Origin of the sequence: Pseudomonas sp. Marseille-Q1929, from assembly GCF_017316265.1 — a bacterium.
In the GTDB taxonomy this organism is placed as follows: Bacteria; Pseudomonadota; Gammaproteobacteria; order Pseudomonadales; family Pseudomonadaceae; genus Aquipseudomonas.
Genome location: NZ_JAFLWU010000002.1, coordinates 223,345 through 248,016, shown reverse-complemented (window position 1 = coordinate 248,016; position 24,672 = coordinate 223,345). Strand labels below are relative to the sequence as shown.

Here is a 24,672-nt window from a genome sequence, read left to right as displayed (position 1 = left end):
AAAAAACTATTGCCAGTGCATTTCACTATATAACCGCCTATATTTGGCGACAATTCTCGGCAAAAACCCTTTTCACAGAGGCGTATCCCCTATGCGTACCAACACCCAGACCAAGCGGGAGCTGGACAAGATCGACCGCAACATCCTGCGCATCCTGCAAACCGACGGGCGCATTTCGTTCACTGAGCTGGGGGAAAAGGTCGGGCTGTCGACCACGCCGTGCACCGAGCGCGTGCGCCGGCTGGAGCGTGAAGGGATCATCATGGGCTACAACGCGCGGCTCAACCCCCAGCATTTGAAGGGGAGTTTGCTGGTATTTGTCGAGATCAGCCTGGATTACAAGTCCGGCGACACCTTTGAGGAGTTCCGCCGCGCGGTGCTGAAACTGCCCCACGTGCTGGAGTGCCACTTGGTGTCAGGGGACTTCGACTACCTGGTGAAAGCGCGGATTTCCGAGATGGCCTCGTACCGCAAACTGCTGGGCGATATCTTGCTCAAGTTGCCCCATGTGCGGGAGTCCAAGAGCTATATCGTGATGGAAGAGGTGAAGGAGAGCCTGAACCTGCCGATCCCTGATTAACCAGATAAAACTCGGTCAACTGTGGGAGCTGGCTTGCCTGCGATAGCGGTGGTGACTGATCCACCGCCATCGCAGGCAAGCCAGCTCCCACATTTTTTAACCGCGTACACCCGCTAGACCAACACCTGCCGGGTGCTCGCCATGTACTCATGAATCTGCTTCTCCACCCGCGGATGAATCAGCTCCACCGGCCGCCGCCCATTGGGGCACGGCAAGGTCTTGGTGGTGCCAAACAATCGGCAGATCAACGGCCGCTCGTCATACACCGTGCAGCCGTTGGGCCCCAGGTGCACACAGTTCAGCTCGTCCATGGCCGCGTCCTGCTCGGCTGCGGTCTTGCGCGGCAGGCGCGACATTTCCTCGGGCGAGGTGGTCACTGGCCCACAGCAATCATGGCAACCCGGGACGCACTCGAACGAAGGAATCTGCCGGCGCAGCGCACTGATTTTCTGACTGTTGCAACTCATCGAAACACGTACCGAACGGCGAATAGACGTGGATTCTGCCGCAAAACGCCCTGCGCAGACAGCTTCGTCCGACCGCTGTATCCTGCGTCAAATTTTCCAAACAGGGATGCTCCCCATGACCGCCAGCGCCCGGCACACCACGTCCTACTACGCAGCCAGCAGCGTGCCGCAACCCGATTACCCGGCATTGACCGGCGAAATCACGGCCGATGTGTGCGTGGTCGGCGGTGGGTTTTCCGGGTTGAACACCGCCCTGGAACTGGCCGAACGGGGTTTTCGCGTGGTACTGCTGGAAGCACGCAAGATCGCCTGGGGCGCCAGCGGGCGCAACGGTGGGCAGTTGATCCGTGGCGTCGGCCACGGCCTGGACCAGTTCGCCAACGTGATCGGCACCGACGGCGTGCGCCAGATGAAATTGATGGGCCTGGAAGCCGTGGAGATCGTGCGCGAGCGCGTCGAGCGCTTCCAGATCCCCTGCGATTTGACCTGGGGCTACTGCGACCTCGCCAACAAGCCCCGCGACCTGCACGGCCTGGCCGAAGACGCCGACGAGTTGCGCAGCCTGGGATATCGCCACGAAGTACGGCTGCTGAGCGCTGGCGAGATGAACAGCGTGATCGGCTCCGACCGTTACGTGGGCGGCATGATCGACATGGGCTCCGGCCATCTGCACCCGCTGAACCTGGCGCTGGGTGAAGCCGCCGCCGCGCAGCAACTCGGCGTGCAGTTGTTCGAACAATCCGCAGTCACCCGTATCGACTACGGCCCCGAGGCCAACGTGCACACCGCCCACGGCAACGTGCGCGCCAAGACCCTGGTGCTGGCCTGCAACGCCTATCTGAATGGCTTGAACCCGCAACTCAGTGGCAAAGTGCTGCCGGCCGGCAGTTACATCATCGCCACCGAACCGTTGAGCGAAGCCCAGGCCGCCCAACTGTTGCCACAAAACATGGCTGTGTGCGACCAGCGGGTGACAGTGGACTACTTCCGCCTGTCCGCCGACCGACGCCTGCTGTTCGGCGGTGCCTGTCACTATTCCGGCCGCGATCCGCAGGACATCGGCGCCTATATGCGTCCGAAAATGCTCAAGGTGTTCCCGCAACTGGCCGAGGTGAAGATCGACTACCAGTGGGGCGGCATGATCGGCATCGGCGCCAACCGCCTGCCGCAGATCGGCCGGCTGCCCGACCAACCCAACGTGTATTACGCCCAGGCCTACGCCGGCCACGGACTCAACGCCACGCACCTGGCGGGCAAGCTGCTGGCCGAAGCCATCAGCGGCCAGCAACAGGGGCGCTTCGACCTGTTCGCCCAGGTGCCGCACATTACCTTCCCCGGCGGCAAGCATCTGCGCTCGCCGCTGCTGGCCTTGGGCATGCTCTGGCACCGGCTCAAAGAGCTGGTGTGATCAGCCGCGCCAGAACGGTTTAACCCCTTCCTGGCGCGCCTGTTCTGCGCTGAGGCCAATGTCCCGCAGTTGCTCGACGGTCAGCTCCAGCAAGGCCTTGCGGGTGTGGCGGCGATGCCAGAACAGACTCCAGCGGCTGCTGGCCGGCGCCGCCAGCGCGCGTCCCTGCCCCGCTTCCAATTCCTGACCCCGTAACGCCAACCGCACATCGCTCATGCCGCTCATTGTGTTGCCCCTCAGTTGCCTGTTGCCATGAGTGACTAGGATGGGCGCGCGGGCAAAACCATTACAGATTCAATCATTTTTTATTAAATCCATACAGACACTGCCTATAGGGGGCTGAATCCTGTATTTTCGCTGCATCTGTACCGGTCTCCTGGGAGCGACCACCATGACCCTCTATGTGAACCTCGCCGAACTATTGGGCACCCGTATCGAACAAGGCTTCTATCGCCCCGGCGATCGCCTGCCCTCCGTACGGGCCTTGAGCGTGGAACACGGGGTCAGCCTGAGCACCGTGCAACAGGCCTATCGTTTGCTGGAAGACAACGGCATGGCGATGCCCAAGCCCAAGTCCGGCTACTTTGTGCCGGTCGGCCGCGAGCTGCCGGCCCTGCCAGAGATCGGGCGCCCGGCCCAACGCCCGGTGGATATTTCCCAGTGGGACCAGGTGCTGGAACTGATTCGCGCTGTCCCGCGCAAAGATGTCATACAGATGGGCCGAGGCATGCCGGATGTATTGTCGCCGACCCTCAAGCCCCTGCTGCGCAGCCTGGCCCGCGTGAGCCGTCGCCAGGATCTGCCGGGGCTGTATTACGACAACATCATGGGCTGTATGGAATTGCGTGAGCAGATCGCCCGACTGTCATTGGATTCCGGCTGCCAACTGAACGCCGACGACATCGTGATCACCACCGGCTGCCACGAGGCACTGTCCGCCAGCATCCACGCCATTTGTGAGCCCGGGGATATCGTCGCGGTGGACTCGCCGAGCTTTCACGGCGCCATGCAAACCCTCAAGGGCCTGGGCATGAAAGCCCTGGAAATCCCCACCGACCCCATCACCGGTATCAGCCTCGAAGCCCTGGAACTGGCCCTGGAACAGTGGCCGATCAAGGTCATCCAGCTGACCCCCAACTGCAACAACCCCCTGGGCTACATCATGCCGGAAGCGCGCAAGCGGGCACTGCTGACCCTGGCCCAGCGCTTTGACGTGGCGATCATCGAAGACGATGTGTATGGCGAATTGGCCTACAGCTACCCGCGCCCGCGCACGATCAAATCCTTCGACGAAGATGGCCGCGTGCTGCTGTGCAGTTCGTTCTCGAAAACCCTGGCCCCGGGCCTGCGCATTGGCTGGGTAGCGCCGGGGCGTTACCTGGAACGGGTGCTGCACATGAAATACATCAGCACCGGCTCCACCGCGACCCAACCGCAGATCGCCATTGCCGAGTTTCTCAAAAGCGGTCATTTCGAACCGCATTTGCGGCGGATGCGCACCCAATACCAGCGCAATCGCGACTTGATGCTCGATTGGGTCAGCCGTTACTTCCCTGCGGGTACGCGGGCCAGTCGGCCACAAGGCAGCTTTATGCTGTGGATCGAGCTGCCAGACGGCTTCGATACGCTGAAGCTCAACCGGGTGCTGATGGAACAAGGCGTACAGGTGGCCGTGGGCAGCATCTTTTCGGCCTCCGGCAAATACCGGAACTGCCTGCGCATGAACTACGCTGCCAAGCCAACCCCGCAGATTGAAGAAGCCGTGCGCAAGGTCGGCGCCGCCGCGATCAAGCTGCTGGCCGACACGGTGGACTGACCTTTCGCGGGAAATGGTCGTCATATGCCTACAACCGCCCTGACCCGGAAGCGACTCCCTTGATGATTCGACGGCTACTCCCGCTTCTCCTGCTGGGCGCCCTGGGCGGCTGCGCCACGGTGACCACACCGCGTATCCCCAGCGACGCCCTGCCCGCCGCGCAATCGTCATTCGGCCGCTCGATCCATGCCCAGGCCGCGCCTTACCAGGGCCGCTCCGGGTTTCGCCTGCTGCCCAACAGCAGCGAAGCCTTCATGGCCCGCGCCGAATTGATCCGCAACGCCCAGACCAGCCTCGATTTGCAGTATTACATCGTCCACGACGGCATCAGCACGCGCATGCTTGTGGATGAGCTGCTCAAGGCCGCCGACCGTGGCGTACGCATCCGCATCCTGCTGGACGACACCACCAGCGACGGCCTCGACCAGATCATCGCCACCCTTGCCGCCCACCCCAAGATCGAAATTCGCCTGTTCAACCCGCTGCACCTGGGGCGCAGCACCGGCGTGACGCGGGCGATGGGGCGCCTGTTCAACCTGTCGCTGCAACACCGGCGCATGCACAACAAGCTGTGGCTGGCCGACAACAGTGTCGCCATCGTAGGCGGGCGCAATTTGGGCGATGAGTATTTCGACGCCGAACCCAACCTGAATTTCACCGACATCGACATGCTCAGCGTGGGCCCGGTGGCCGAGCAGCTCGGGCACAGCTTCGACCAGTACTGGAACAGCGCCCTGAGCAAGCCGATTGATGACTTTGTCTCCATCAGCCCGTCCAAAGGCGACCTGAGCGCCGTGCGCGAGCGCCTGGAAGCGTCGCTGGCCGAATCACGCCAGCAGAACCACGCGCTGTACAACCGTCTGCGCACCTACCAGACCCAGCCACGCATGGACACCTGGCGGCGCGAACTGATCTGGGCCTGGAACCAGGCGCTGTGGGATGCGCCGAGTAAAGTATTGGCCACCGCCGAGCCCGACCCTCGATTGCTGCTGACCACCCAACTGGCGCCGGAACTGGAAGGGGTCAACCACGAGCTGATGATGATCTCGGCGTACTTTGTGCCGGGCGAGCCCGGGCTGGTGTACCTGACCGGTCGCGCGGACGCGGGGGTGTCGGTGAGCCTGTTGACCAACGCCCTGGAAGCCACCGACGTACCGGCCGTGCACGGGGGCTATGCGCCGTACCGCAAGGCGCTGCTGGAACATGGGGTGAAGCTCTATGAGTTGCGCCGCCAGCCGGGAGATGGCGGCGGCAGCGGGCCGCACCTGTTTCGACGCGGCACCTACCGAGGCTCGGATTCGAGCCTGCACAGCAAGGCGATGATCTTTGATCGGGAAAAGTCCTTCATCGGCTCGTTCAATTTCGACCCGCGTTCGGTGCTGTGGAACACCGAGGTGGGTGTGCTGGTGGACAGTCCTGAATTGGCGGAACACGTGCGCAACCTGGCGTTGCAGGGCATGGCGCCGGCGTTGAGTTATGAGGCGAAGTTGCAGGATGGGCAGGTGGTATGGGTGACGGAGGATGACGGCCAATTGCACACCCTGACCCGGGAGCCAGGGAGTTGGTGGCGTCGGTTCAACGCATGGTTTGCCACATCTATCGGCCTGGAACGCATGCTCTAAAAACAGCGAGGATCCAATGTGGGAGCGGGCTTGCTCGCGAATGCGGAGTGTCAGTCACTGAATGTGCTTCTGAAACACCGCATTCGCGAGCAAGCCCGCTCCCACATTTTTGACCGCATTTCAAATCAGGCTGGCTGCGTGACCCCGAACGCGCCTTGGCGCAGCAACAACAGCACCAAGCCCAATGCTCCCGCCGCCATCAACCACGGCAACGCATGCCCGCTGATCCACTGGCTCCCCGCACCCGCGACCAACGGCCCGATCAGGCAGCCGATGCCCCACAACTGCGCCACATGGGCATTCGCCCGCACCAGCGCATCGTCGCGGTAACGCTCGCCGATCAGGATCAGCGACAAGGTAAACAAGCCGCCAGCACTGGCACCGAACACCACCCACACCGGCCAGATCAGCGGCGTGTGCAGCAGCAGCGGAATGGCCAGGCTCGACACCAGCAACAGCACCGCGCACGCCAGGAACAGCGAGCGTCGCGGCAGGTAGTCAGCCAGTGCGCCAATGGGCAATTGCAGCAACGCATCCCCCACCACCACGGTGCTGACCATCGCCAAGGCAATCTCGGCAGTGAATCCCTGTTGCAGGCAATACACCGGCAGCAGCGTGAGAATCATCGCCTCGAACGCGGCGAACAGTGCCACCGCCCAGGCAATCGCCGGTAGGCTCCGACAGAAGCGCCATAGGTCGGCAAAGGTCACGCTGAACGACTCGGCGGTCGGCGCGCCGGAGCGCCCCAGCAACAGCACGGGCGCGACCACCAACAGGCCAACGCCGACCCAGAAGCCGTAATCATGGTCGGTGCCGATCACGCCCAACAGCAACGGCCCGGACAGCTGGCTCAGGGCGTAACTGCAGCCGTACAACGCCACCAGCCGGCCGCGCCACTGCTCCACCACCAATTGGTTGATCCAGCTTTCGCCGAGGATAAACACGATGGTCAGGATCACCCCGATCATCAGCCGCAGCACCAGCCACACCGGGTAGCTGGGCAGGATTGCCAGCAAACCGATGGACACCGCGCCGGCCCACAAACACAGGCGCATCAGGTTGGCAGTGCCCAGCCAGGAGGCCATGCGGCTGGAGACCTTCGCGCCCAGCAGTACGCCAAAGGCCGGCATCGCGGCCATTACACCGATGGCGAAGCTGCCGTAGCCCCAGCCTTCAAGGCGCAGGGATACCAGCGGCATGCTGACACCCAGGGCCAGGCCGACGCTGAGTACCGACGCCAGGACGGCGAAATAAGTCGCCCAACGCATTGCCACGCTCCTGTGGATAATTCTCAAGAACACCTAAAACACTGTGGGAGCGGGCTTGCTCGCGAATGCGGTGGGTCAGCCAGCTCATCTGGTACTGATACACCGTATTCGCGAGCAAGCCCGCTCCCACATTTTTACTTGCGGTGAGCCCTGAAAGTTACAGCTTGATCCAGGTAGATTTCAGCTCGGTGTACTTATCGAACGCATGCAGCGACTTGTCGCGGCCATTACCCGACTGCTTGAAGCCACCAAACGGTGCGGTCATGTCGCCGCCGTCGTATTGGTTGACCCACACGCTACCGGCGCGCAGGGCCTTGGCGGTCAGGTGCGCCTTGGAAATATCCGCCGTCCACACCGCTGCGGCCAGGCCGTAGATGGTGTCGTTGGCGATGGCGATGGCTTCTTCGGCGCTGTCGAAGGTGATCACCGACAGGACCGGCCCGAAGATCTCTTCCTTGGCGATCTTCATCGCGTTGGTCACGCCGTCGAAAATCGTCGGCTCGACGTAGGTGCCGCCGGTTTCTTCCAGGGTGCGCTTGCCGCCCGCGACCAATTTGGCGCCGTCAGCGTGGCCGGCTTCGATATAGGACAGCACGGTATTCATCTGCTGGGTGTCCACCAGCGCGCCGACATTGGTGGCCGGGTCCAGCGGATTGCCTGGCTTCCAGCCCTTGAGGGCTTCGATCACCAGCGGCAGGAATTTGTCCTTGATGGAGCGCTCGACGAGCAGGCGCGAACCGGCGGTGCAGACTTCGCCCTGGTTGAAGGCGATGGCACCTGCGGCAGATTCGGCGGCGGCTTGCAGGTCCGGGGCATCGGCGAACACGATGTTCGGGCTCTTGCCGCCGGCTTCCAGCCACACGCGCTTCATGTTCGATTCGCCGGAGCGGATCAACAGTTGCTTGGCGATCTTGGTGGAACCGGTGAACACCAGGGTGTCGACATCCATGTGCAGCGCCAACGCGTTGCCCACGGTGTGGCCATAGCCCGGCAGCACGTTGAATACGCCTTTTGGAATACCCGCGTCAACGGCCAGGGCAGCGATGCGGATGGCGGTCAGTGGGGATTTTTCGGACGGTTTGAGGATCACCGAGTTACCGGTGGACAGCGCCGGGCCGAGCTTCCAGCAGGCCATCATCAATGGGAAGTTCCACGGCACGATGGCGGCGACAACGCCGACTGGCTCACGCGTCACTAGCCCAAGCTGGTCATGAGGGGTGGCCGCGACTTCATCGTAGATCTTGTCGATGGCCTCGCCGCTCCAGCTCAACGCGTTGGCGGCGCCGGGCACGTCGATGTTCAGGGAATCGCTGATCGGCTTGCCCATGTCCAGGGTTTCGAGCAGCGCCAGCTCTTCGGCATTGGCCTTGAGCAGCGCGGCGAAACGGATCATGGTGGCTTTGCGCTTGGCCGGCGCGAGGCGCGACCAGACACCGGAATTGAAAGTGGCGCGGGCATTTTCCACGGCGCGCTGGGCGTCAGTGTCGTCACAGCTGGCAACAGTGGCCAGTAGGCGGCCATCGACCGGGCTGATGCATTCGAAGGTGCCATTGGCAGCAGCAGCGGTGTATTCACCATTGATGTAGGCGCGACCTTCGATCTTCAGGTCCTTGGCGCGTTGTTCCCAGTCGGCACGGGTCAGGGTGGTCATGCGAGTGTCCTCCTCTTATTGAATACAAGGGCCAGGCGATATCCCCCGGCAGCCTCAAAGAATTCTTGCCCGGCCAGCCTGCTGTTCGGCTCAAGGCAGCTGCCACCCTAAACCAGCGGCTGGGGATGTTTCAATATATTTGACATAACGCCGGCAAACGCCCTTGCGATGTTCATTTTAATAAACATAGACTTTGGGCTCCCCAACCGCAGGCCAGACGGGACACGCACATGAGCATCCAGGACATCGTCGACTTCAGCCAAGCCAAGACCCCCGCCGACCGTTACCGCCCCGCCGCCGAGAAAATCCTCAAGGGCGACCCCGAGCAAACGATCTACAACCACTACAACAGCCCGTGCGGCCAGATGAGCGCAGGCGTCTGGGAAGGTGAAGTCGGGCAGTGGAAGGTCAACTACACCGAGCACGAGTACTGCGAGATTGTGCAGGGCGTTTCGGTGCTACGCGATGGGGACGGCAACGCCAAGACCTTACGCAGCGGCGACCGCTTCGTGATCCCGGCCGGTTTCAGCGGCACCTGGGAAGTACTGGAGCCGTGCCGCAAGATCTACGTGGTGTTTGAACAGAAGGCCTGATCAAGACGGCGGGACGCGGAGCGTCCGAGGCGGCGTTCCCACGCAGAGCGTGGGAACGATCAGGCAAAAAAAAGCCCGCATCGTGAGATACGGGCTTTTTTTCACAAGGAAGAAAATCAATTACTTGATTTTGCCTTCTTTGTAGATCACGTGCTTGCGAACGCGCGGGTCGAACATTTTCTTTTCGAGCTTGTCCGGGGTAGTACGCTTGTTCTTGTCGGTAGTGTAGAAGTGACCAGTACCGGCGCTAGAGATCATTCGAATCAATTCACGCATGATAGAGCTCCTTAGATCTTGCCAGCGCGGCGGATTTCGGCCAGCACGACAGTGATGCCACGCTTGTCGATGATGCGCATGCCTTTAGCAGATACGCGCAGACGAACAAAACGTTTCTCTTCTTCAACCCAGAAGCGGTGATGCTGCAGGTTTGGCAGGAAACGACGACGGGTTTTGTTATTTGCGTGGGAAATGTTATTCCCAGTCACCGGACCCTTACCGGTAACTTGACATACTCTCGACATGCCTCAGCCCTCTAAAACCACATGCCCAACCCGGCATGGGTTGGCCGCTTAATCTCTCAGTCATTTGGCGCCAGGCGCCGCGTTTCTTTAGGGTCTTACCGGCTACACCTACAAGCGAAGGAACCGGGCCCCTAGAAAAGAGCGCTGCTTTATACCAGAAAGACCCTAGTGCAACAACAGCCCGTGTGTTTTTACCGGCGTAAATCTAGGCAAAACACACCTGAACCGTTGCCAGGAGGGGCCGCTGTCACAGCCGACCGCTCGTCGCACCGAATGATTTACAGCGCCCACGCGCACGGCAAAGTGCGCAGCGGAACGCGCTGAGGCGCCATGAAAACAGCATTTGAAGCAAAAGCACAGGCAAAAATGGGCTAGTCATTTATCAATCAGACCTCTACGGTAGGACTTTTCCAGACTGCACTCGCAGATGGGCCTTCGATCTGCAAAGGAAACCGAACATGCGCCTCGCTGCCCTACCGCTATTGCTAGCCCCTCTCTTTATCGCCCCGCTGGCCTCTGCCGCCAGCAACCTGAGCGTCTGCACCGAGGCCAGCCCCGAAGGGTTCGATGTGGTGCAATACAACTCATTGACCACCACCAACGCCTCGGCCGACGTGCTGATGAACCGCCTGGTGGACTACGACGCCGCCAGCGGCAAGCTGGTGCCGAGCCTGGCGGACAGCTGGGAGGTGTCGCCAGATGGCCTGACCTACACCTTCAAGCTGCACCCGGACGTGAAATTCCACCGCACCGAATACTTCACCCCCAGCCGCACCCTGACCGCCGAAGACGTGCGCTTCAGCTTCGAACGCATGCTCGACCCCGCCAACCCGTGGCACAAGATCGCCCAGAGCGGCTTCCCACACGCGCAGTCGCTGCAACTGCCGACGCTGGTAAAGAAGATCGATGCCCTCGACCCGCTGACCGTGCGCTTCACCCTGGACCACGCCGACTCCACGTTCCTCGCCGCCCTGAGCATGGGTTTTGCCTCGATCTACCCGGCCGAATACGCCGACAAACTGCTCAAGGCCGGCACGCCGGAGAAGCTCAACAGCCAGCCGATCGGTACCGGGCCGTTCATCTTCAGCCGCTTCCAGAAAGACGCCGTGGTGCGCTACAAGGCCAACCCGGATTACTTCGCCGGCAAACCGCCTGTGGATAACTTGATCTTCGCCATCACCCCGGACGCCAACGTGCGCCTGCAGAAACTGCACCGCGATGAATGCCAGATCGCCCTGTCGCCCAAGCCCCTGGATGTGGGCGAGGCCGAAAAGGACCCGGCGCTCAAGGTCGAGAAAACCCCGGCCTTCATGACCGCATTCGTCGCCATCAACAGCCAGCACCCGCCGCTGGACAAGCCCGAAGTACGCCAGGCGATCAACCTGGCCTTCGACAAGGCTAGCTACCTCAAGGCCGTGTTTGAAGGCACCGCCGAAGCCGCCAACGGCCCCTACCCGCCCAACACCTGGGGCTATGCCAAGGATCTGCCGGGTTATCCACAGGACCTCGCCAAAGCGAAGGCCTTGCTGGACCGTGCCGGGCTCAAGGACGGCTTCAAGACCACCATCTGGACGCGCCCGACCGGCAGCCTGCTGAACCCCAACCCCAACCTCGGCGCGCAATTGTTGCAAGCCGACCTGGCTAAAGTCGGCATCCAGGCCGAGATCCGCGTGATCGAATGGGGCGAACTGATTCGCCGCGCCAAGGCCGGTGAACACGACCTGCTGTTCATGGGCTGGGCCGGCGACAATGGCGACCCGGATAACTTCCTGACGCCGCAGTTCTCTTGCGCGGCGGTGAAGTCCGGCACCAACTTCGCCCGCTACTGCGACCCGGCCCTGGACAAGCTGATCAGCGCCGGCAAGACCACCAACGAGCAAGGGGTGCGCAGCAAGCTGTACCAGCAGGCCCAGGTGCAGATCCAGCAGCAGGCGTTGTGGCTGCCGCTGGCGCACCCGACCGCGTTTGCCCTCGCAAGCAAAGCTGTCGAGGGCTACCAGGTAAGCCCGTTCGGCCGCCAGGATTTCTCGAAGGTCAGCGTCAAGCCTTGAGCACTCGCCCCGCCCTCCTGGGGCGGGGTTACATCCAGCCGTATTCCGCCATCGACAACGGGTCTCCGTCCCCGACGATGATGTGATCCAGCACCCGCACATCCACCACTTCCAAGGCTTTTTGCAGCAACTTGGTCAGTTTTCGATCAGCGGCACTGGGCTCAAGGCTACCGGAAGGATGGTTGTGACACAGAATCAACGCCGCGGCGTTGTATGCCAGGGCCCGCTTGACCACCTGCCGAGGGTAGACCACGGCGGTATCGATAGTGCCTTGGGACAACGCCTCGAACCCCAGCACCCGATGCTTCGAATCGAGAAACAGGCAGCCGAAGACCTCATGGGGCTCATGACGCAATAACGCCTTGAGGTAATCACGTACGGCGACCGGGCTTTCCAGCACCGATTCACTGCGCAAGCGCTCTGCCATATGCCGTCGAGCCATCTCCAGCACCGCCTGCAACTGCGCAAACTTCGCCGGCCCCAACCCCAGATGCTGGCTGAACAACGCCTGGCCAGCCTCCAGCAGCGGGCGCAAGCCGCCAAACTGTGCCAACAGGTGCCGTGCCAGGTCCACCGCACTCCTGCCGGAAACCCCGGTGCGCAGGAAGATCGCCAACAGCTCGGCGTCAGACAGGCTTGCCGCGCCCCACTCCAACAGTTTCTCCCGTGGCCGTTCCGCCACAGGCCAGTCTCGAATACTCATCCCACCTCCCTCTCCGCATGTGCGCCGCTGTTGCCCGACGGGCGCTGTGTTATCGTAAGCCCTCTTTTTTGCATGTGATTTCCCCTGGGGAGGGGGCATCGCAGGCGTCACTGAACTGGCATCACTGAACTGGAAAGGCAAACCAATGCAGCGTCTGTATCGGAAACGCATCGTTCTCGGCGTCGGCGGCGGCATTGCCGCCTACAAGAGCGCAGAACTGGTTCGCAGGCTCCTGGACCAGGGCGCCGAAGTGCGCGTGGTCATGACACGCGGCGGCAGTGAGTTCATCACCCCGCTGACCATGCAAGCGCTGTCCGGCCACCCGGTTCACCTCGACCTGCTGGACCCGGCAGCCGAAGCCGCCATGGGCCATATCGAGCTGGCCAAATGGGCCGACCTGGTGCTGATCGCCCCGGCCACCGCCGACCTGATCGCCCGCCTGGCCCAAGGCATCGCCGATGACCTGCTGACCACCCTGGTACTGGCCACCGACGCCACCGTGGCCATCGCCCCGGCCATGAACCAGGCCATGTGGCGCGACCCGGCGACCCAGGCCAACACCCAACTCCTGCAAAGCCGCGGCCTCAAAGTGTTCGGCCCGGCGTCCGGCAGCCAAGCCTGCGGCGACGTCGGCATGGGCCGCATGCTGGAAGCCACCGACCTGGCGCTGTGCGCGGCGGAATGCTTCCAGCACCTGGCCCTGACCGGCAAGCACGTGTTGATTACCGCCGGCCCGACCCAGGAAAACATCGACCCGGTGCGCTACATCACCAACCATAGCTCAGGAAAAATGGGCTTTGCCTTGGCAGAAGCGGCGGTCGAGGCAGGCGCTCGCGTCACCCTCATCACCGGCCCAGTGCATTTGCCAACCCCTGATCGGGTCACGCGAATCGACGTGGTCAGCGCCCGCGACATGCTTGCGGCCTGTGAAGCGGCCATTCCCTGCGACCTGTTTATCGCCTCGGCAGCGGTTGCGGACTACCGACCGGAAGTCGTCGCCCCGCAAAAGCTCAAGAAAGACCCTACGAGCGGTGACGGCCTGCTCCTGCAAATGGTGCGCAACCCGGACATCCTGGCCACCATCGCCACGCGTCCCGACCGCCCGTTCAGTGTCGGCTTCGCCGCCGAGACCGAGCACCTGCTGGACTACGCCGCACGCAAATTGAAAGACAAAAACCTCGATCTGATCGTTGCCAACGATGTCGCCAACCCGAGCATCGGCTTCAACAGCGAGGAAAACGCTTGCAGCGTGATCGACCGCGAACTGCACGCGACCCTTTTCGCCCAGACCAGCAAGGGCAAGATTGCCCGCCAACTGATCTCTTTTATCGCCCAACGGCTGAACCAGGTTTAATTTCCATGCACGCTTTGCAAGCCAAGATCCTCGACCCTCGCATCGGCACCGACTTCCCGCTGCCGGCCTACGCCACTCCAGGCTCCGCCGGCCTGGACCTGCGCGCCATGCTCAAGGAAGACACCGTCCTCGAGCCGGGCCAGACCATTCTTATTCCGACGGGCCTGTCGATCTACGTCGGCGACCCTGGCCTGGCGGCACTGATCCTGCCGCGCTCGGGCCTGGGCCATAAACACGGCATCGTGCTGGGCAACCTGGTCGGCCTGATCGACTCGGACTACCAGGGCGAGCTGATGGTGTCGTGCTGGAACCGTGGCCAGACCGCCTTCAACATCGTCGTTGGCGAGCGCATCGCCCAGCTGGTACTGGTGCCAGTGGTGCAGGCGCACTTCGAACTGGTCGAGGAATTTGCTGAAACACAACGCGGCGCAGGCGGCTTTGGCCATTCCGGCAGCCACTGACTAAGCTGAATCAGGCCGGGCACCCCAGCCCGGTCCGACGCCACCGCATGGCTTTTCAGGATGAAGAATGCGCGGTTCTAATCAGCGAGATTTCCCCAGCGAAATCAATGCATTACGCAGAGAAAAGCACGGAGCCACTGCGCCGATGGCACTTTTGCACCACGAACTCTGCGCCAAAAAAGCCGTCATACCCTTCAGTTTGAACCTGCCGGTCAGCCGCTTTACGGCCAGCATTGCCCCCTTCAGATGGAGTTCCCCCCCGCGATGAGTACCGCAGCCCGCGTAGCCCCAGCATTTCCCGACAGCATCTTTCGCGCCTATGACATCCGTGGCGTAGTGCCCAAGACCCTGACCGCCGAAACCGCCTACTGGATCGGCCGTGCCATCGGCGCCCAGAGCCTGGCCCAGGATGAGCCGAACGTCTCGGTGGGCCGTGACGGCCGCCTGTCCGGCCCTGAGCTGGTCGAGCAATTGATCCAGGGCCTGGCCGACAGCGGCTGCCACGTCAGCGACGTCGGCCTGGTGCCAACGCCTGCGCTGTACTACGCCGCCAACGTACTGGCCGGCAAGTCCGGGGTCATGCTCACCGGCAGCCATAACCCGTCGGACTACAACGGCTTTAAGATCGTCATCGCCGGCGATACCCTCGCCAACGAGCAGATCCAGGCCCTGCACACGCGCCTGAAGACCAACGACCTGACCAGTGGCAAGGGCAGCATCACCAAGGTCGACATCCTGCAGCGCTACTCGGATGAAATCACCCGCGACGTCAAACTCGCACGCCGCCTCAAAGTAGTGGTGGATTGCGGCAACGGCGCGGCCGGCGTGATCGCCCCGCAACTGCTCGAAGCGCTGAACTGCGAAGTGATCCCGCTGTTCTGCGACGTTGACGGCAACTTCCCCAACCACCACCCAGACCCGGGCAAGCCAGAGAACCTGGTGGATCTGATCGCCAAGGTCAAGGAAACCGGGGCTGACGTCGGCCTGGCCTTTGACGGCGACGGTGACCGCGTGGGCGTGGTGACCGAAACCGGCGAGATCGTGTTCCCCGATCGCCTGCTGATGCTGTTCGCCCGTGACGTGGTGGCGCGCAACCCCAACGCCGAGATCATCTTTGACGTGAAGTGCACCCGCCGCCTCACCCCGCTGATCAAGGAATATGGCGGCCGCCCGCTAATGTGGAAGACCGGTCACTCGTTGATCAAAAAGAAAATGAAGGAAACCGGCGCCCTGTTGGCCGGCGAAATGAGCGGCCACGTGTTCTTCAAGGAGCGCTGGTTCGGCTTTGACGACGGCATTTACAGCGCCGCTCGTCTGCTGGAGATCCTCAGCAAGGAAAAATCCACGGCTGAAGAGCTGTTTCAGACCTTCCCGAATGATATTTCTACGCCAGAGATCAATATCCATGTGACCGAGGAGAGCAAATTCAGCATCATTGACGCACTGCACGATGCGCAATGGGGCGAAGGCGCCAACCTGACCACCATTGATGGTGTGCGAGTCGACTACGCCAAGGGCTGGGGCCTGGTTCGCGCGTCCAACACCACACCGGTGCTGGTCCTGCGTTTCGAGGCGGATACCGAGGCCGAGTTGCAGCGCATCAAGGACGTGTTCCACGCCCAGTTGAAACGTGTTGCCCCTGATCTCCAATTACCGTTCTGATTTTTTTTGCACCGGAGCCCTGAATGACCCTCGAACGCGAAGCCGCTGCCAACACCGCCAAGGTCCTTTCCGAAGCGTTGCCTTACATTCGACGCTATGTCGGCAAGACGCTGGTGATCAAGTACGGCGGCAATGCCATGGAAAGCGAAGAGCTGAAAACCGGCTTTGCCCGCGACATCGTGTTGATGAAAGCCGTGGGGATCAACCCGGTGGTGGTCCACGGTGGCGGCCCGCAAATCGGCGACCTGCTCAAGCGCTTGTCGATCGAGAGTCACTTCATCGATGGCATGCGCGTGACCGACGCGCAGACCATGGACGTGGTGGAGATGGTCCTCGGTGGCCAGGTGAACAAGGACATCGTCAACCTGATCAACCGCCACGGCGGCAGCGCCATCGGCCTGACCGGCAAGGACGCGGAGCTGATCCGCGCGAAAAAACTGACCGTCACCCGTCAGACGCCGGAGATGACCCAGCCGGAAATCATCGACATCGGCCAGGTGGGCGAAGTGATCGGCATCAACACCGACCTGCTGAACCTGCTGGTCAAGGGTGACTTCATCCCGGTAATCGCGCCCATCGGCGTGGGCGCCAACGGCGAGTCCTACAACATCAACGCCGACCTGGTAGCCGGCAAGGTGGCGGAAGCGCTGAAGGCTGAAAAGCTGATGCTGCTGACCAACATCGCTGGCCTGATGGACAAGGAAGGCAAGGTGTTGACTGGCTTGACCACGCAACAAGTGGACGAGCTGATTGCCGACGGCACCATCTACGGCGGCATGCTGCCGAAGATCCGCTGCGCGCTGGAAGCAGTGCAAGGCGGCGTGGGCAGCTCGCTGATCCTCGATGGCCGGGTACCGAATGCAATCCTGCTGGAAATCTTCACCGACACCGGTGTGGGTACGCTGATCAGTAACCGCAAGCGTCCTTAAACACCGAAAACCAAAAAGCCCCCGCTCAATTGAATTGATCGGGGGCTTTTTATTTGTACACGGTCCAAATGTGGGAGCGGGCTTGCTCGCGAATGCGGAGTGTCAGTCACTGGATATGTTTCTGACCCACCGCATTCGCGAGCAAGCCCGCTCCCACACAAGCCCTCTTACACAGAGGGACCGGTGTCAGACGCCAAACTGCTCGCGGTACGCCTTGACCGCCGGCAAATGCTGCTTGAGCTGCGGATCATCTTCCAGGAACTGCAACACCTGGTTCAACGACACGATGCTCACCACCGGAATGCCGAAATCGCGTTCCACTTCCTGGATCGCCGACAACTCACCGTTGCCACGCTCCTGGCGATTCAGCGCGATCAGCACGCCAGCAGCCTTGGCGCCATCCTGGGAAGCAATGATCTGCATCACTTCACGAATCGCAGTGCCAGCAGTGATCACGTCGTCGATGATCAGCACATCGCCGGTGAGCGGCGCGCCCACCAGGCTGCCGCCTTCGCCATGGGCCTTGGCTTCCTTGCGGTTGAAGCACCACGGCAGATCCTGCCCATGATGTTCCGCCAACGCCACGGCGGTTGCGGCGGCCAGGGGGATGCCCTTGTAGGCCGGGCCGAACAGCACGTCGAAGGAAATACCGCTTTCAACGATGGCCGCCGCGTAGAAACGACCCAGCTGAGCCAGGGCCGAACCCGAGTTGAACAGGCCTGCGTTGAAGAAGTACGGGCTGGTGCGCCCGGACTTGAGAGTGAACTCACCGAAGCGCAAAACGCCGCGATCGATGGCAAAACGAATGAAATCGCGTTGATACGCCTGCATGAAAAAAGCCTCAGATACCACGGATTTAGCTAATTAGTTAGACGGCGTGTATCATACACGCACGCGATTTTTGGGGCCATTTATGCGGATCATCAGTGTGAACGTTAATGGTATTCAGGCTGCAGTCGAGCGTGGTTTGCTCAGTTGGCTGCAAGCCCAGAATGCCGACGTCATCTGCCTGCAGGATACCCGCGCCTCCGCCTTTGAACTGGACGACCCAGCCTTCCAACTGGATGGCTACTTCCTTTATGCCTGCGATGCCGAAGTGCCCACCCAAGGTGGCGTGGCTTTGTATTCGCGGTTGCAACCCAAGGCGGTCATCAGCGGCCTCGGCTTCGAGACAGCCGACCGCTACGGGCGCTACCTGCAAGCCGATTTCGATAAGGTCAGCATCGCGACCTTGCTGCTTCCTTCGGGGCAGAACGGCGATGAAGACTTGAACCAGAAGTTCAAGCTAATGGACGACTTCGCCCGTTACCTGGATAAACAGCGACGCAAACGTCGCGAGTACATTTATTGTGGCTCGCTGTACGTGGCGCAACAGAAGCTGGATATCAAGAACTGGCGCGACAGCCAGCAATCCCCGGGCTTCCTGGCGCCGGAACGGGCCTGGATGGACGAGATTGTCGGCAACATGGGTTATGTCGATGCCCTGCGCGAAGTCAGCCGCGAAGGCGACCAGTACAGCTGGTGGCCAGACAACGAACAGGCTGAGATGCTCAACCTGGGTTGGCGTTTCGACTACCAGCTGCTGACCCCGGGTCTGCGCCGGTTCGTGCGCAGCGCACGCTTGCCGCGCCAGCCGCGCTTCTCGCAGCACGCGCCGCTGATCGTGGACTACGACTGGACACTGACCATCTGAGGTCTTTTTCCAGCTACAAAAAAACCGACATCGCTGTCGGTTTTTTTGTGGGCGCTCATTATTTGATCAGTCGCCAGGTCAAGGGGTAGCGATAGGCGATCCCCTTGTTGGCCTTGATCGCACCGATGATCGTCAGCGCCACACCGGCGATGGCCAGTGCCGTCATCAGGAAGAACCCAATGACCGCGAAGGCCAGCACGATGCACACGATCCAGGCAATGGCCACGGTGATCTGAAAGTTCAGCGCTTCCTTGCCCTGATCATCAATGAACGGGTCCAACTCCTTCTTCATCTGCCACAGGATCAGCGGCCCGACGACGCTGCCGAAGGGGAATACAAACCCCAGAAACGCCGCGAGATGGCACAACATCGCACCCTGGCGCACTTCGTAGGAAGGCGTAGGCACCGGCATTTGGCTGTCATTCATGGCGCTTCTCCTTGAGGCAGGTGTCAGTCAGCCAGTGCGGCGTTCTGCAGTTCGAAGATTTCGGTCATGCCTTTCTGGGCCAGGGCCAGCATGGCGTTCAGCTCGGCTGGCTGGAATGGCGCGCCTTCGGCGGTGCCCTGCACTTCGATGAAACCACCGGTGCTGGTCATTACAACGTTGAGGTCGGTCTCGGCGGCCGAGTCTTCCAGGTAGTCCAGGTCCAGCACAGGCTCGCCCTGGTACATGCCCACCGATACGGCGGCGATCATTTGCTTGAGCGGGTCGCCGCCCTTCAGGCCGCCACGTTTCTTGATCACTTTCAGCGCATCGACCAGGGCCACCATGGCGCCGGTGATGGATGCCGTGCGGGTGCCGCCATCCGCCTGGATCACGTCGCAGTCGACGTACAGGGTCACGTCGCCCAGCTTGGACATGTCCAGGGCTGCGCGCAGGGAACGGCCGATCAGGCGCTGGATTTCCAGGGTACGCCCGCCTTGCTTGCCACGGCTGGCTTCACGCTGGTTACGCTCGCCGGTGGCGCGCGGCAGCATGCCGTACTCGGCGGTCAGCCAACCCTGGCCCTGGCCTTTAAGGAAACGCGGCACGCCGTTTTCGACGCTGACGGTGCAGATCACCTTGGTATCGCCAAACTCGACCAGTACAGATCCCTCGGCGTGTTTGGTGTAGTTGCGGGTGATGCGGATCGAGCGGAGCTGATCGGCAACGCGACCACTTGGACGTTTCATAAGGGATACCTGTACTGAGGACGAAAAACTGCCGAGCATTATAGAGCCGTGGGCCGATTCGGGGCACTTCTAAAAATTCGGTTACGAATGATCACGCTGTCGCCCATTGTTTGGGCGTGCTCGCCCCACTGCGCTACAATCCTGCGCATTCTTAACCTGCAACGCGAGGTACCTCCATGGTGCACAGCATGACCGCCTTTGCCCGCGTCGAAAAAGCCGGCGTCCAAGGCACCCTGAGCTGGGAACTGCGCTCGGTCAACAGCCGCTACCTGGAACCGCACCTGCGCCTGCCGGAATCGTTCCGCGACCTCGAAGGCGCCGTTCGTGAAGCGCTGCGCCAGAGCATCTCCCGTGGCAAGCTGGAATGCACCCTGCGCTTTACCGAGGAAACCACCGGCAAAGCCTTGCAGATCGACCGCGACCGCGCTGCGCAACTGGTCGCCGCCGCCGAAACCATTGCCGGCCTGATCAAGCAATCCGCCGCGCTGAACCCGCTGGAAGTGCTGGCCTGGCCCGGCGTGCTGGTGGCCGATGCCACCGACCCGCAAGCCCTCAACGCCGAAGCCCTCGCCCTGTTCACCCAGGGTTTGAAGGAACTCAAGGCCGGCCGCGAGCGTGAAGGCGCCGAACTGGCTCGCCTGATCAACGAGCGCCTGACTTCGATCGAAGAAGACGTGGTGACCCTGCGCGAACTGGTGCCGCAGATGCTCGCGACCCAGCGCCAGAAGGTCCTCGACCGCTTCGCCGACATGAAGGCCGACCTCGACCCGACGCGCCTGGAGCAGGAAATGGTCCTGCTGGCGCAAAAGAGCGACGTCGCCGAAGAACTCGACCGCCTGAGCACCCACATCCTTGAAGTACGCCGCGTACTCAAGTCCGCCGGTGCCGCCGGTCGGCGCCTGGACTTCCTGATGCAGGAACTCAACCGCGAAGCCAATACACTGGGCTCCAAGGCGTTTGACCCGCGCAGCACCACGGCTGCGGTCAACCTCAAAGTGTTGATCGAGCAGATGCGCGAACAAGTACAGAATATTGAGTAAGGCAACCTCCATGACCCACAGCACCGGCACCCTTTACATCATTTCCGCCCCTTCGGGCGCGGGCAAGAGCAGTCTGGTCAAGGCCCTGACCGACGCTGACGAGCAGATCCGCATCTCGGTGTCCCACACCACCCGCGCCATGCGCCCGGGTGAGGTGAACGGCGAGCACTATCACTTCGTCGAGCGCACCGAGTTCGTCAAGATGATCGAGCACGGCGACTTCCTGGAGCGCGCCGAAGTATTCGGCAATCTCTACGGCACCTCGCAAAGCCACCTGCAGCAGACCCTGGACGAAGGCCACGACCTGATCCTGGAAATCGACTGGCAGGGCGCCGAGCAAGTGCGCAAGCTGATGCCCCAGGCGCGCTCGATCTTCATCCTGCCGCCATCCCTCGAAGCCTTGCACCAGCGCCTGACCAACCGTGGCCAGGACAGTGACGAGATCATCGAAGGCCGCATGCGTGAAGCCGTCAGCGAAATGAGCCACTACGTCGACTACGACTACCTGATCATCAACGACGACTTTTCCCACGCACTGGATGATTTGAAGGCGATTTTCCGCACCAATCAGCTCCAGCAAAAGCGCCAGCAGCAGCGTTTCGGCAAATTGCTGGCTGAACTGCTCGGCTGATTGGCTCTTCCCAAAACGGCTGCAAGGGCTTTACATTGGCACTTGCAGCGGTTTTACCAAGGCTTGCGAAAAATCAGCGCTTCCCTAAACGCTGGTGATTTTTTAAACTGTTCAGTCCGCTCGCCCAACCGGGCAGCGCGCATCTTGCATCCGCTCCGAGGAATATCATGGCCCGCGTAACCGTTGAAGACTGCCTAGACCACGTGGCAAACCGCTTTGAGCTGGTCATGCTCTCTACCAAGCGTGCCCGTCAACTGGCCACTGGCGGCAAAGAGCCCCTGGTTCAGTGGGAAAACGACAAGCCTACCGTTGTAGCCCTGCGTGAAATCGCTGAAGGCCTGATGAGCTACGAGTTCATCGCCAACGCTGAAATCGTTGAAGACGAACCGCTGTTTGCAGCGTTCGAGGACGAGTCCAACGAGGCCGTCTAAGCCTATGCCTGGTCGACGTAGCACGGCGCGGGGTCAACGCATGCGGCAGGAGTCATTCCTATGCCGAGCATAGACGCCCTCGCCGATCGCTTATCGACCTACCTCGGCCCAGACCAGGTCAACCTGGTCCGCCGAGCGTATTTCTACGCCGAACAAGCCCACGACGGCCAACGCCGCCGCAGTGGCGAGGCGTATGTCACCCATCCTCTTGCGGTGGCAAATATTCTTGCCGACATGCACATGGACCATCAGAGCCTGATGGCCGCGATGCTGCATGACGTGATCGAAGACACCGGCATCGCCAAGGAAGCGCTCAGCGCACAATTTGGCGAAACCGTGGCCGAACTGGTCGACGGGGTCAGCAAACTGACCCAGATGAACTTCGAGACCAAGGCCGAAGCCCAGGCGGAAAACTTCCAGAAGATGGCCATGGCCATGGCCCGCGATATCCGCGTGATCCTGGTCAAGCTGGCCGACCGGCTGCACAACATGCGCACGCTGGAAGTGCTGTCCGGCGAAAAACGCCGGCGCATCGCCAAGGAAACCCTGGAAATCTACGCGCCCATCGCCAACCGGCTGGGCATGCACGCCATTCGTATCGAATTCGAAGACCTCGGCTTCAAGGCCATGCACCCGATGCGCTCCGCGCGCATCTACCAGGCGGTCAAGCGCGCCCGGGGCAACCGCAAGGAAATCGTCAACAAGATCGAAGAGTCCCTGAGCCATTGCCTGGCGATCGACGAGATCGAAGGCGAGGTCAGCGGCCGGCAGAAGCACATCTACGGCATCTACAAGAAGATGCGCGGCAAACGCCGAGCCTTCAACGAGATCATGGACGTGTACGCGTTCCGGATCATCGTCGACAAGGTGGACACCTGCTACCGCGTGCTGGGCGCTGTACATAATTTGTACAAACCCCTGCCGGGCCGCTTCAAGGACTACATCGCGATTCCCAAGGCCAACGGCTATCAGTCGCTGCATACCACGCTGTTCGGTATGCATGGCGTGCCGATCGAGATCCAGATCCGCACCCGCGAGATGGAAGAGATGGCCAACAACGGCATCGCCGCCCATTGGCTGTACAAGTCCAGCGGCGACGAGCAGCCAAAAGGCACCCACGCCCGCGCGCGCCAGTGGGTCAAAGGCGTGCTGGAGATGCAGCAACGTGCCGGCAACTCCCTGGAATTCATCGAAAGCGTGAAGATCGACCTGTTCCCGGACGAGGTCTACGTGTTCACGCCCAAAGGCCGGATCATGGAGCTGCCCAAAGGCTCCACGGCGGTCGACTTTGCCTATGCGGTGCACACCGATGTGGGCAACAGCTGCATCGCCTGTCGGATCAATCGCCGTCTCGCGCCGCTGTCCGAGCCGCTGCAAAGCGGCTCCACGGTAGAGATCGTCAGCGCACCGGGCGCACGCCCGAACCCGGCCTGGCTCAACTTCGTGGTCACCGGCAAGGCGCGCACCCATATCCGCCACGCCCTGAAGCTGCAGCGCCGCTCCGAGTCCATCAGCCTGGGCGAACGCCTGCTGAACAAGGTGCTCAACGGTTTCGACAGCGCCCTCGACAAGATCCCGGCCGAGCGCGTGCAAGCGATGCTCCACGAGTACCGCCAGGAAACCATCGAAGACCTGCTGGAAGATATCGGCCTGGGCAACCGCATGGCCTACGTGGTCGCCCGCCGCCTGCTGGGCGAAGGCGAGCAACTGCCGAGCCCCGAAGGCCCGCTGGCGATTCGCGGCACCGAGGGCCTGGTACTCAGCTACGCCAAGTGCTGCACGCCGATCCCGGGCGACCCGATTGTCGGGCACCTGTCGGCGGGCAAAGGCATGGTGGTGCACCTGGACAACTGCCGCAATATCACCGAAATCCGCCACAACCCGGAAAAATGCATCCAGCTCTCGTGGGCCAAGGACGTCACCGGCGAATTCAACGTCGAGCTGCGCGTCGAGCTGGAACACCAGCGCGGCCTGATCGCCCTGCTGGCCAGCAGCGTCAATGCGGCCGACGGCAATATCGAAAAAATCAGCATGGACGAACGCGATGGCCGCATCAGCGTGGTCCAGCTGGTGGTCAGCGTGCACGACCGCGTGCATCTGGCCCGCGTGATCAAGAAGCTGCGCGCCTTGACTGGTGTGATTCGTATCACCCGTATGCGGGCATAGCCCTTCAAATCAGCCATTGTCTCTTACAAGGAGTCATAAATGACCAAGACTGTTATCACCAGCGACAAGGCCCCGGCCGCCATCGGCACCTACTCCCAGGCGATCAAGGCGGGCAACACCGTCTACATGTCCGGCCAGATCCCGCTGGACCCAAAGACCATGGAACTGGTTGAAGGCTTCGAAGCACAGACCGTGCAAGTCTTCGAAAACCTCAAGTCCGTTGCCGAGGCCGCCGGCGGTTCGTTCAAGGACATCGTCAAGCTGAACATCTTCCTCACCGACCTGAGCCACTTTGCCAAGGTCAACGAGATCATGGGCAAATACTTCGAACAACCTTACCCAGCCCGCGCCGCCATCGGCGTGGCCGCTCTGCCAAAGGGCGCGCAGGTTGAGATGGACGCAATTCTGGTCATCGAGTAAAACACCCGGCGCAGCCTCCACCGGCTGCGCCG

25 protein-coding genes and 1 pseudogene are annotated in these 24,672 nt (G+C 61.6%); 16 read left to right on the top strand and 10 right to left on the bottom strand.

The annotated features are described in order from the left end of the window. Positions 1-91 precede the first annotated feature (91 nt). Positions 92-580, top strand: coding sequence for an Lrp/AsnC ligand binding domain-containing protein (locus J1G37_RS04555; RefSeq protein ID WP_003176896.1), 489 nt, complete (start codon positions 92-94; stop codon positions 578-580). A 113-nt stretch (positions 581-693) separates the two neighbouring features. Here J1G37_RS04555 and J1G37_RS04550 read toward each other — a convergent pair whose 3' ends face one another. Further along, positions 694-1,047, bottom strand: a complete 354-nt coding sequence (locus J1G37_RS04550) for a YkgJ family cysteine cluster protein (protein WP_016975913.1) — start codon at positions 1,045-1,047, stop codon at positions 694-696. Between the two features lie 115 nt (positions 1,048-1,162). On the opposite strand from J1G37_RS04550, the gene J1G37_RS04545 reads away from it, so the two are divergent. Next, on the top strand, positions 1,163-2,455 hold the full coding sequence (locus J1G37_RS04545) for an FAD-binding oxidoreductase (protein WP_207040349.1): 1,293 nt from the start codon (positions 1,163-1,165) through the stop codon (positions 2,453-2,455). On the opposite strand, the gene J1G37_RS04540 is transcribed toward J1G37_RS04545, so the two are convergent. Continuing rightward, positions 2,456-2,680, bottom strand: a complete 225-nt coding sequence (locus J1G37_RS04540; RefSeq protein WP_207040348.1) for a DUF1127 domain-containing protein — start codon at positions 2,678-2,680, stop codon at positions 2,456-2,458. A gap of 166 nt (positions 2,681-2,846) precedes the next feature. Here J1G37_RS04540 and J1G37_RS04535 point away from each other — a divergent pair, with 166 nt between their 5' ends. Together J1G37_RS04535 and J1G37_RS04530 are read left to right on the top strand one after the other, a co-directional pair. Then, a complete protein-coding gene (locus tag J1G37_RS04535) occupies positions 2,847-4,271 on the top strand; it encodes a PLP-dependent aminotransferase family protein (protein WP_017735773.1) in 1,425 nt (474 codons plus the stop codon). A gap of 62 nt (positions 4,272-4,333) precedes the next feature. After that, positions 4,334-5,893 carry a phospholipase D family protein gene (locus J1G37_RS04530; protein ID WP_207040347.1) on the top strand — a complete coding sequence of 520 codons (1,560 nt, stop codon included), beginning with the start codon at positions 4,334-4,336 and terminating at the stop codon, positions 5,891-5,893. Positions 5,894-6,018: 125 nt separating this feature from the next. On the opposite strand, the gene J1G37_RS04525 is transcribed toward J1G37_RS04530, so the two are convergent. Together J1G37_RS04525 and J1G37_RS04520 are read right to left on the bottom strand one after the other, a co-directional pair. Next, the gene (locus tag J1G37_RS04525) at positions 6,019-7,161 is read right to left on the bottom strand and encodes an MFS transporter (protein WP_207040346.1); all 1,143 of its coding nucleotides are present in this window, start codon (positions 7,159-7,161) and stop codon (positions 6,019-6,021) included. Positions 7,162-7,318: 157 nt separating this feature from the next. Then, on the bottom strand, positions 7,319-8,812 hold the full coding sequence (locus tag J1G37_RS04520) for an aldehyde dehydrogenase (RefSeq protein ID WP_207040345.1): 1,494 nt from the start codon (positions 8,810-8,812) through the stop codon (positions 7,319-7,321). Positions 8,813-9,042: 230 nt separating this feature from the next. Here J1G37_RS04520 and J1G37_RS04515 point away from each other — a divergent pair, with 230 nt between their 5' ends. Beyond that, on the top strand, positions 9,043-9,405 hold the full coding sequence (locus tag J1G37_RS04515) for a cupin domain-containing protein (RefSeq protein ID WP_207040344.1): 363 nt from the start codon (positions 9,043-9,045) through the stop codon (positions 9,403-9,405). Positions 9,406-9,525: 120 nt separating this feature from the next. Here the strand turns inward: J1G37_RS04515 and rpmG are convergent, their stop codons facing one another. Both rpmG and rpmB read right to left on the bottom strand, forming a co-directional pair. Beyond that, positions 9,526-9,681 carry a 50S ribosomal protein L33 gene (rpmG, locus tag J1G37_RS04510; protein WP_003176906.1) on the bottom strand — a complete coding sequence of 52 codons (156 nt, stop codon included), beginning with the start codon at positions 9,679-9,681 and terminating at the stop codon, positions 9,526-9,528. A gap of 11 nt (positions 9,682-9,692) precedes the next feature. Continuing rightward, entirely contained in the window at positions 9,693-9,926 is a 234-nt protein-coding gene (gene rpmB, locus J1G37_RS04505) for a 50S ribosomal protein L28 (RefSeq protein ID WP_019410280.1), read from the bottom strand. 458 nt (positions 9,927-10,384) lie between these two features. On the opposite strand from rpmB, the gene J1G37_RS04500 reads away from it, so the two are divergent. Then, a complete protein-coding gene (locus tag J1G37_RS04500; protein WP_207040343.1) occupies positions 10,385-11,977 on the top strand; it encodes an ABC transporter substrate-binding protein in 1,593 nt (530 codons plus the stop codon). Positions 11,978-12,005: 28 nt separating this feature from the next. Here J1G37_RS04500 and radC read toward each other — a convergent pair whose 3' ends face one another. Next, complete coding sequence (gene radC, locus J1G37_RS04495) at positions 12,006-12,680, bottom strand: DNA repair protein RadC (protein ID WP_207040342.1); 675 nt, start codon at positions 12,678-12,680, stop codon at positions 12,006-12,008. Between the two features lie 145 nt (positions 12,681-12,825). Here radC and coaBC point away from each other — a divergent pair, with 145 nt between their 5' ends. The 4 genes and pseudogenes from coaBC to argB all read left to right on the top strand — a co-directional run bounded on the left by coaBC (position 12,826) and on the right by argB (position 17,086). After that, positions 12,826-14,034, top strand: coding sequence for a bifunctional phosphopantothenoylcysteine decarboxylase/phosphopantothenate--cysteine ligase CoaBC (coaBC, locus tag J1G37_RS04490; RefSeq protein ID WP_015886530.1), 1,209 nt, complete (start codon positions 12,826-12,828; stop codon positions 14,032-14,034). Between the two features lie 5 nt (positions 14,035-14,039). Then, positions 14,040-14,495 (top strand): dUTP diphosphatase, encoded by a 456-nt coding sequence (gene dut / locus J1G37_RS04485; RefSeq protein ID WP_124526915.1) that lies wholly within the window; start codon positions 14,040-14,042, stop codon positions 14,493-14,495. Between the two features lie 246 nt (positions 14,496-14,741). Further along, positions 14,742-16,157: pseudogene (locus tag J1G37_RS04480) on the top strand (phosphomannomutase/phosphoglucomutase); the annotation flags it as partial. A gap of 23 nt (positions 16,158-16,180) precedes the next feature. Further along, positions 16,181-17,086, top strand: coding sequence for an acetylglutamate kinase (gene argB, locus J1G37_RS04475; RefSeq protein WP_017735763.1), 906 nt, complete (start codon positions 16,181-16,183; stop codon positions 17,084-17,086). Between the two features lie 186 nt (positions 17,087-17,272). Here argB and pyrE read toward each other — a convergent pair whose 3' ends face one another. Then, positions 17,273-17,917, bottom strand: a complete 645-nt coding sequence (gene pyrE, locus J1G37_RS04470; RefSeq protein WP_057723313.1) for an orotate phosphoribosyltransferase — start codon at positions 17,915-17,917, stop codon at positions 17,273-17,275. A gap of 82 nt (positions 17,918-17,999) precedes the next feature. On the opposite strand from pyrE, the gene J1G37_RS04465 reads away from it, so the two are divergent. Beyond that, entirely contained in the window at positions 18,000-18,779 is a 780-nt protein-coding gene (locus J1G37_RS04465; protein WP_003195493.1) for an exodeoxyribonuclease III, read from the top strand. A 58-nt stretch (positions 18,780-18,837) separates the two neighbouring features. Here J1G37_RS04465 and J1G37_RS04460 read toward each other — a convergent pair whose 3' ends face one another. Together J1G37_RS04460 and rph are read right to left on the bottom strand one after the other, a co-directional pair. Then, positions 18,838-19,206 (bottom strand): DUF4870 domain-containing protein, encoded by a 369-nt coding sequence (locus tag J1G37_RS04460; protein WP_017735761.1) that lies wholly within the window; start codon positions 19,204-19,206, stop codon positions 18,838-18,840. 23 nt (positions 19,207-19,229) lie between these two features. Continuing rightward, positions 19,230-19,952 (bottom strand): ribonuclease PH, encoded by a 723-nt coding sequence (gene rph, locus J1G37_RS04455; protein ID WP_017735760.1) that lies wholly within the window; start codon positions 19,950-19,952, stop codon positions 19,230-19,232. A gap of 176 nt (positions 19,953-20,128) precedes the next feature. On the opposite strand from rph, the gene J1G37_RS04450 reads away from it, so the two are divergent. The 5 genes from J1G37_RS04450 (at position 20,129) to J1G37_RS04430 (ending at position 24,640) form a co-directional block, all read left to right on the top strand. Then, complete coding sequence (locus tag J1G37_RS04450) at positions 20,129-20,992, top strand: YicC/YloC family endoribonuclease (RefSeq protein ID WP_207040340.1); 864 nt, start codon at positions 20,129-20,131, stop codon at positions 20,990-20,992. 10 nt (positions 20,993-21,002) lie between these two features. Then, on the top strand, positions 21,003-21,623 hold the full coding sequence (gene gmk, locus J1G37_RS04445) for a guanylate kinase (RefSeq protein ID WP_207040339.1): 621 nt from the start codon (positions 21,003-21,005) through the stop codon (positions 21,621-21,623). A gap of 167 nt (positions 21,624-21,790) precedes the next feature. Further along, positions 21,791-22,054, top strand: a complete 264-nt coding sequence (gene rpoZ, locus J1G37_RS04440; protein ID WP_017735757.1) for a DNA-directed RNA polymerase subunit omega — start codon at positions 21,791-21,793, stop codon at positions 22,052-22,054. A 60-nt stretch (positions 22,055-22,114) separates the two neighbouring features. After that, on the top strand, positions 22,115-24,220 hold the full coding sequence (spoT, locus tag J1G37_RS04435; RefSeq protein WP_017735756.1) for a bifunctional GTP diphosphokinase/guanosine-3',5'-bis pyrophosphate 3'-pyrophosphohydrolase: 2,106 nt from the start codon (positions 22,115-22,117) through the stop codon (positions 24,218-24,220). A 39-nt stretch (positions 24,221-24,259) separates the two neighbouring features. Beyond that, on the top strand, positions 24,260-24,640 hold the full coding sequence (locus J1G37_RS04430) for a RidA family protein (protein ID WP_003176922.1): 381 nt from the start codon (positions 24,260-24,262) through the stop codon (positions 24,638-24,640). Positions 24,641-24,672 lie beyond the last annotated feature (32 nt).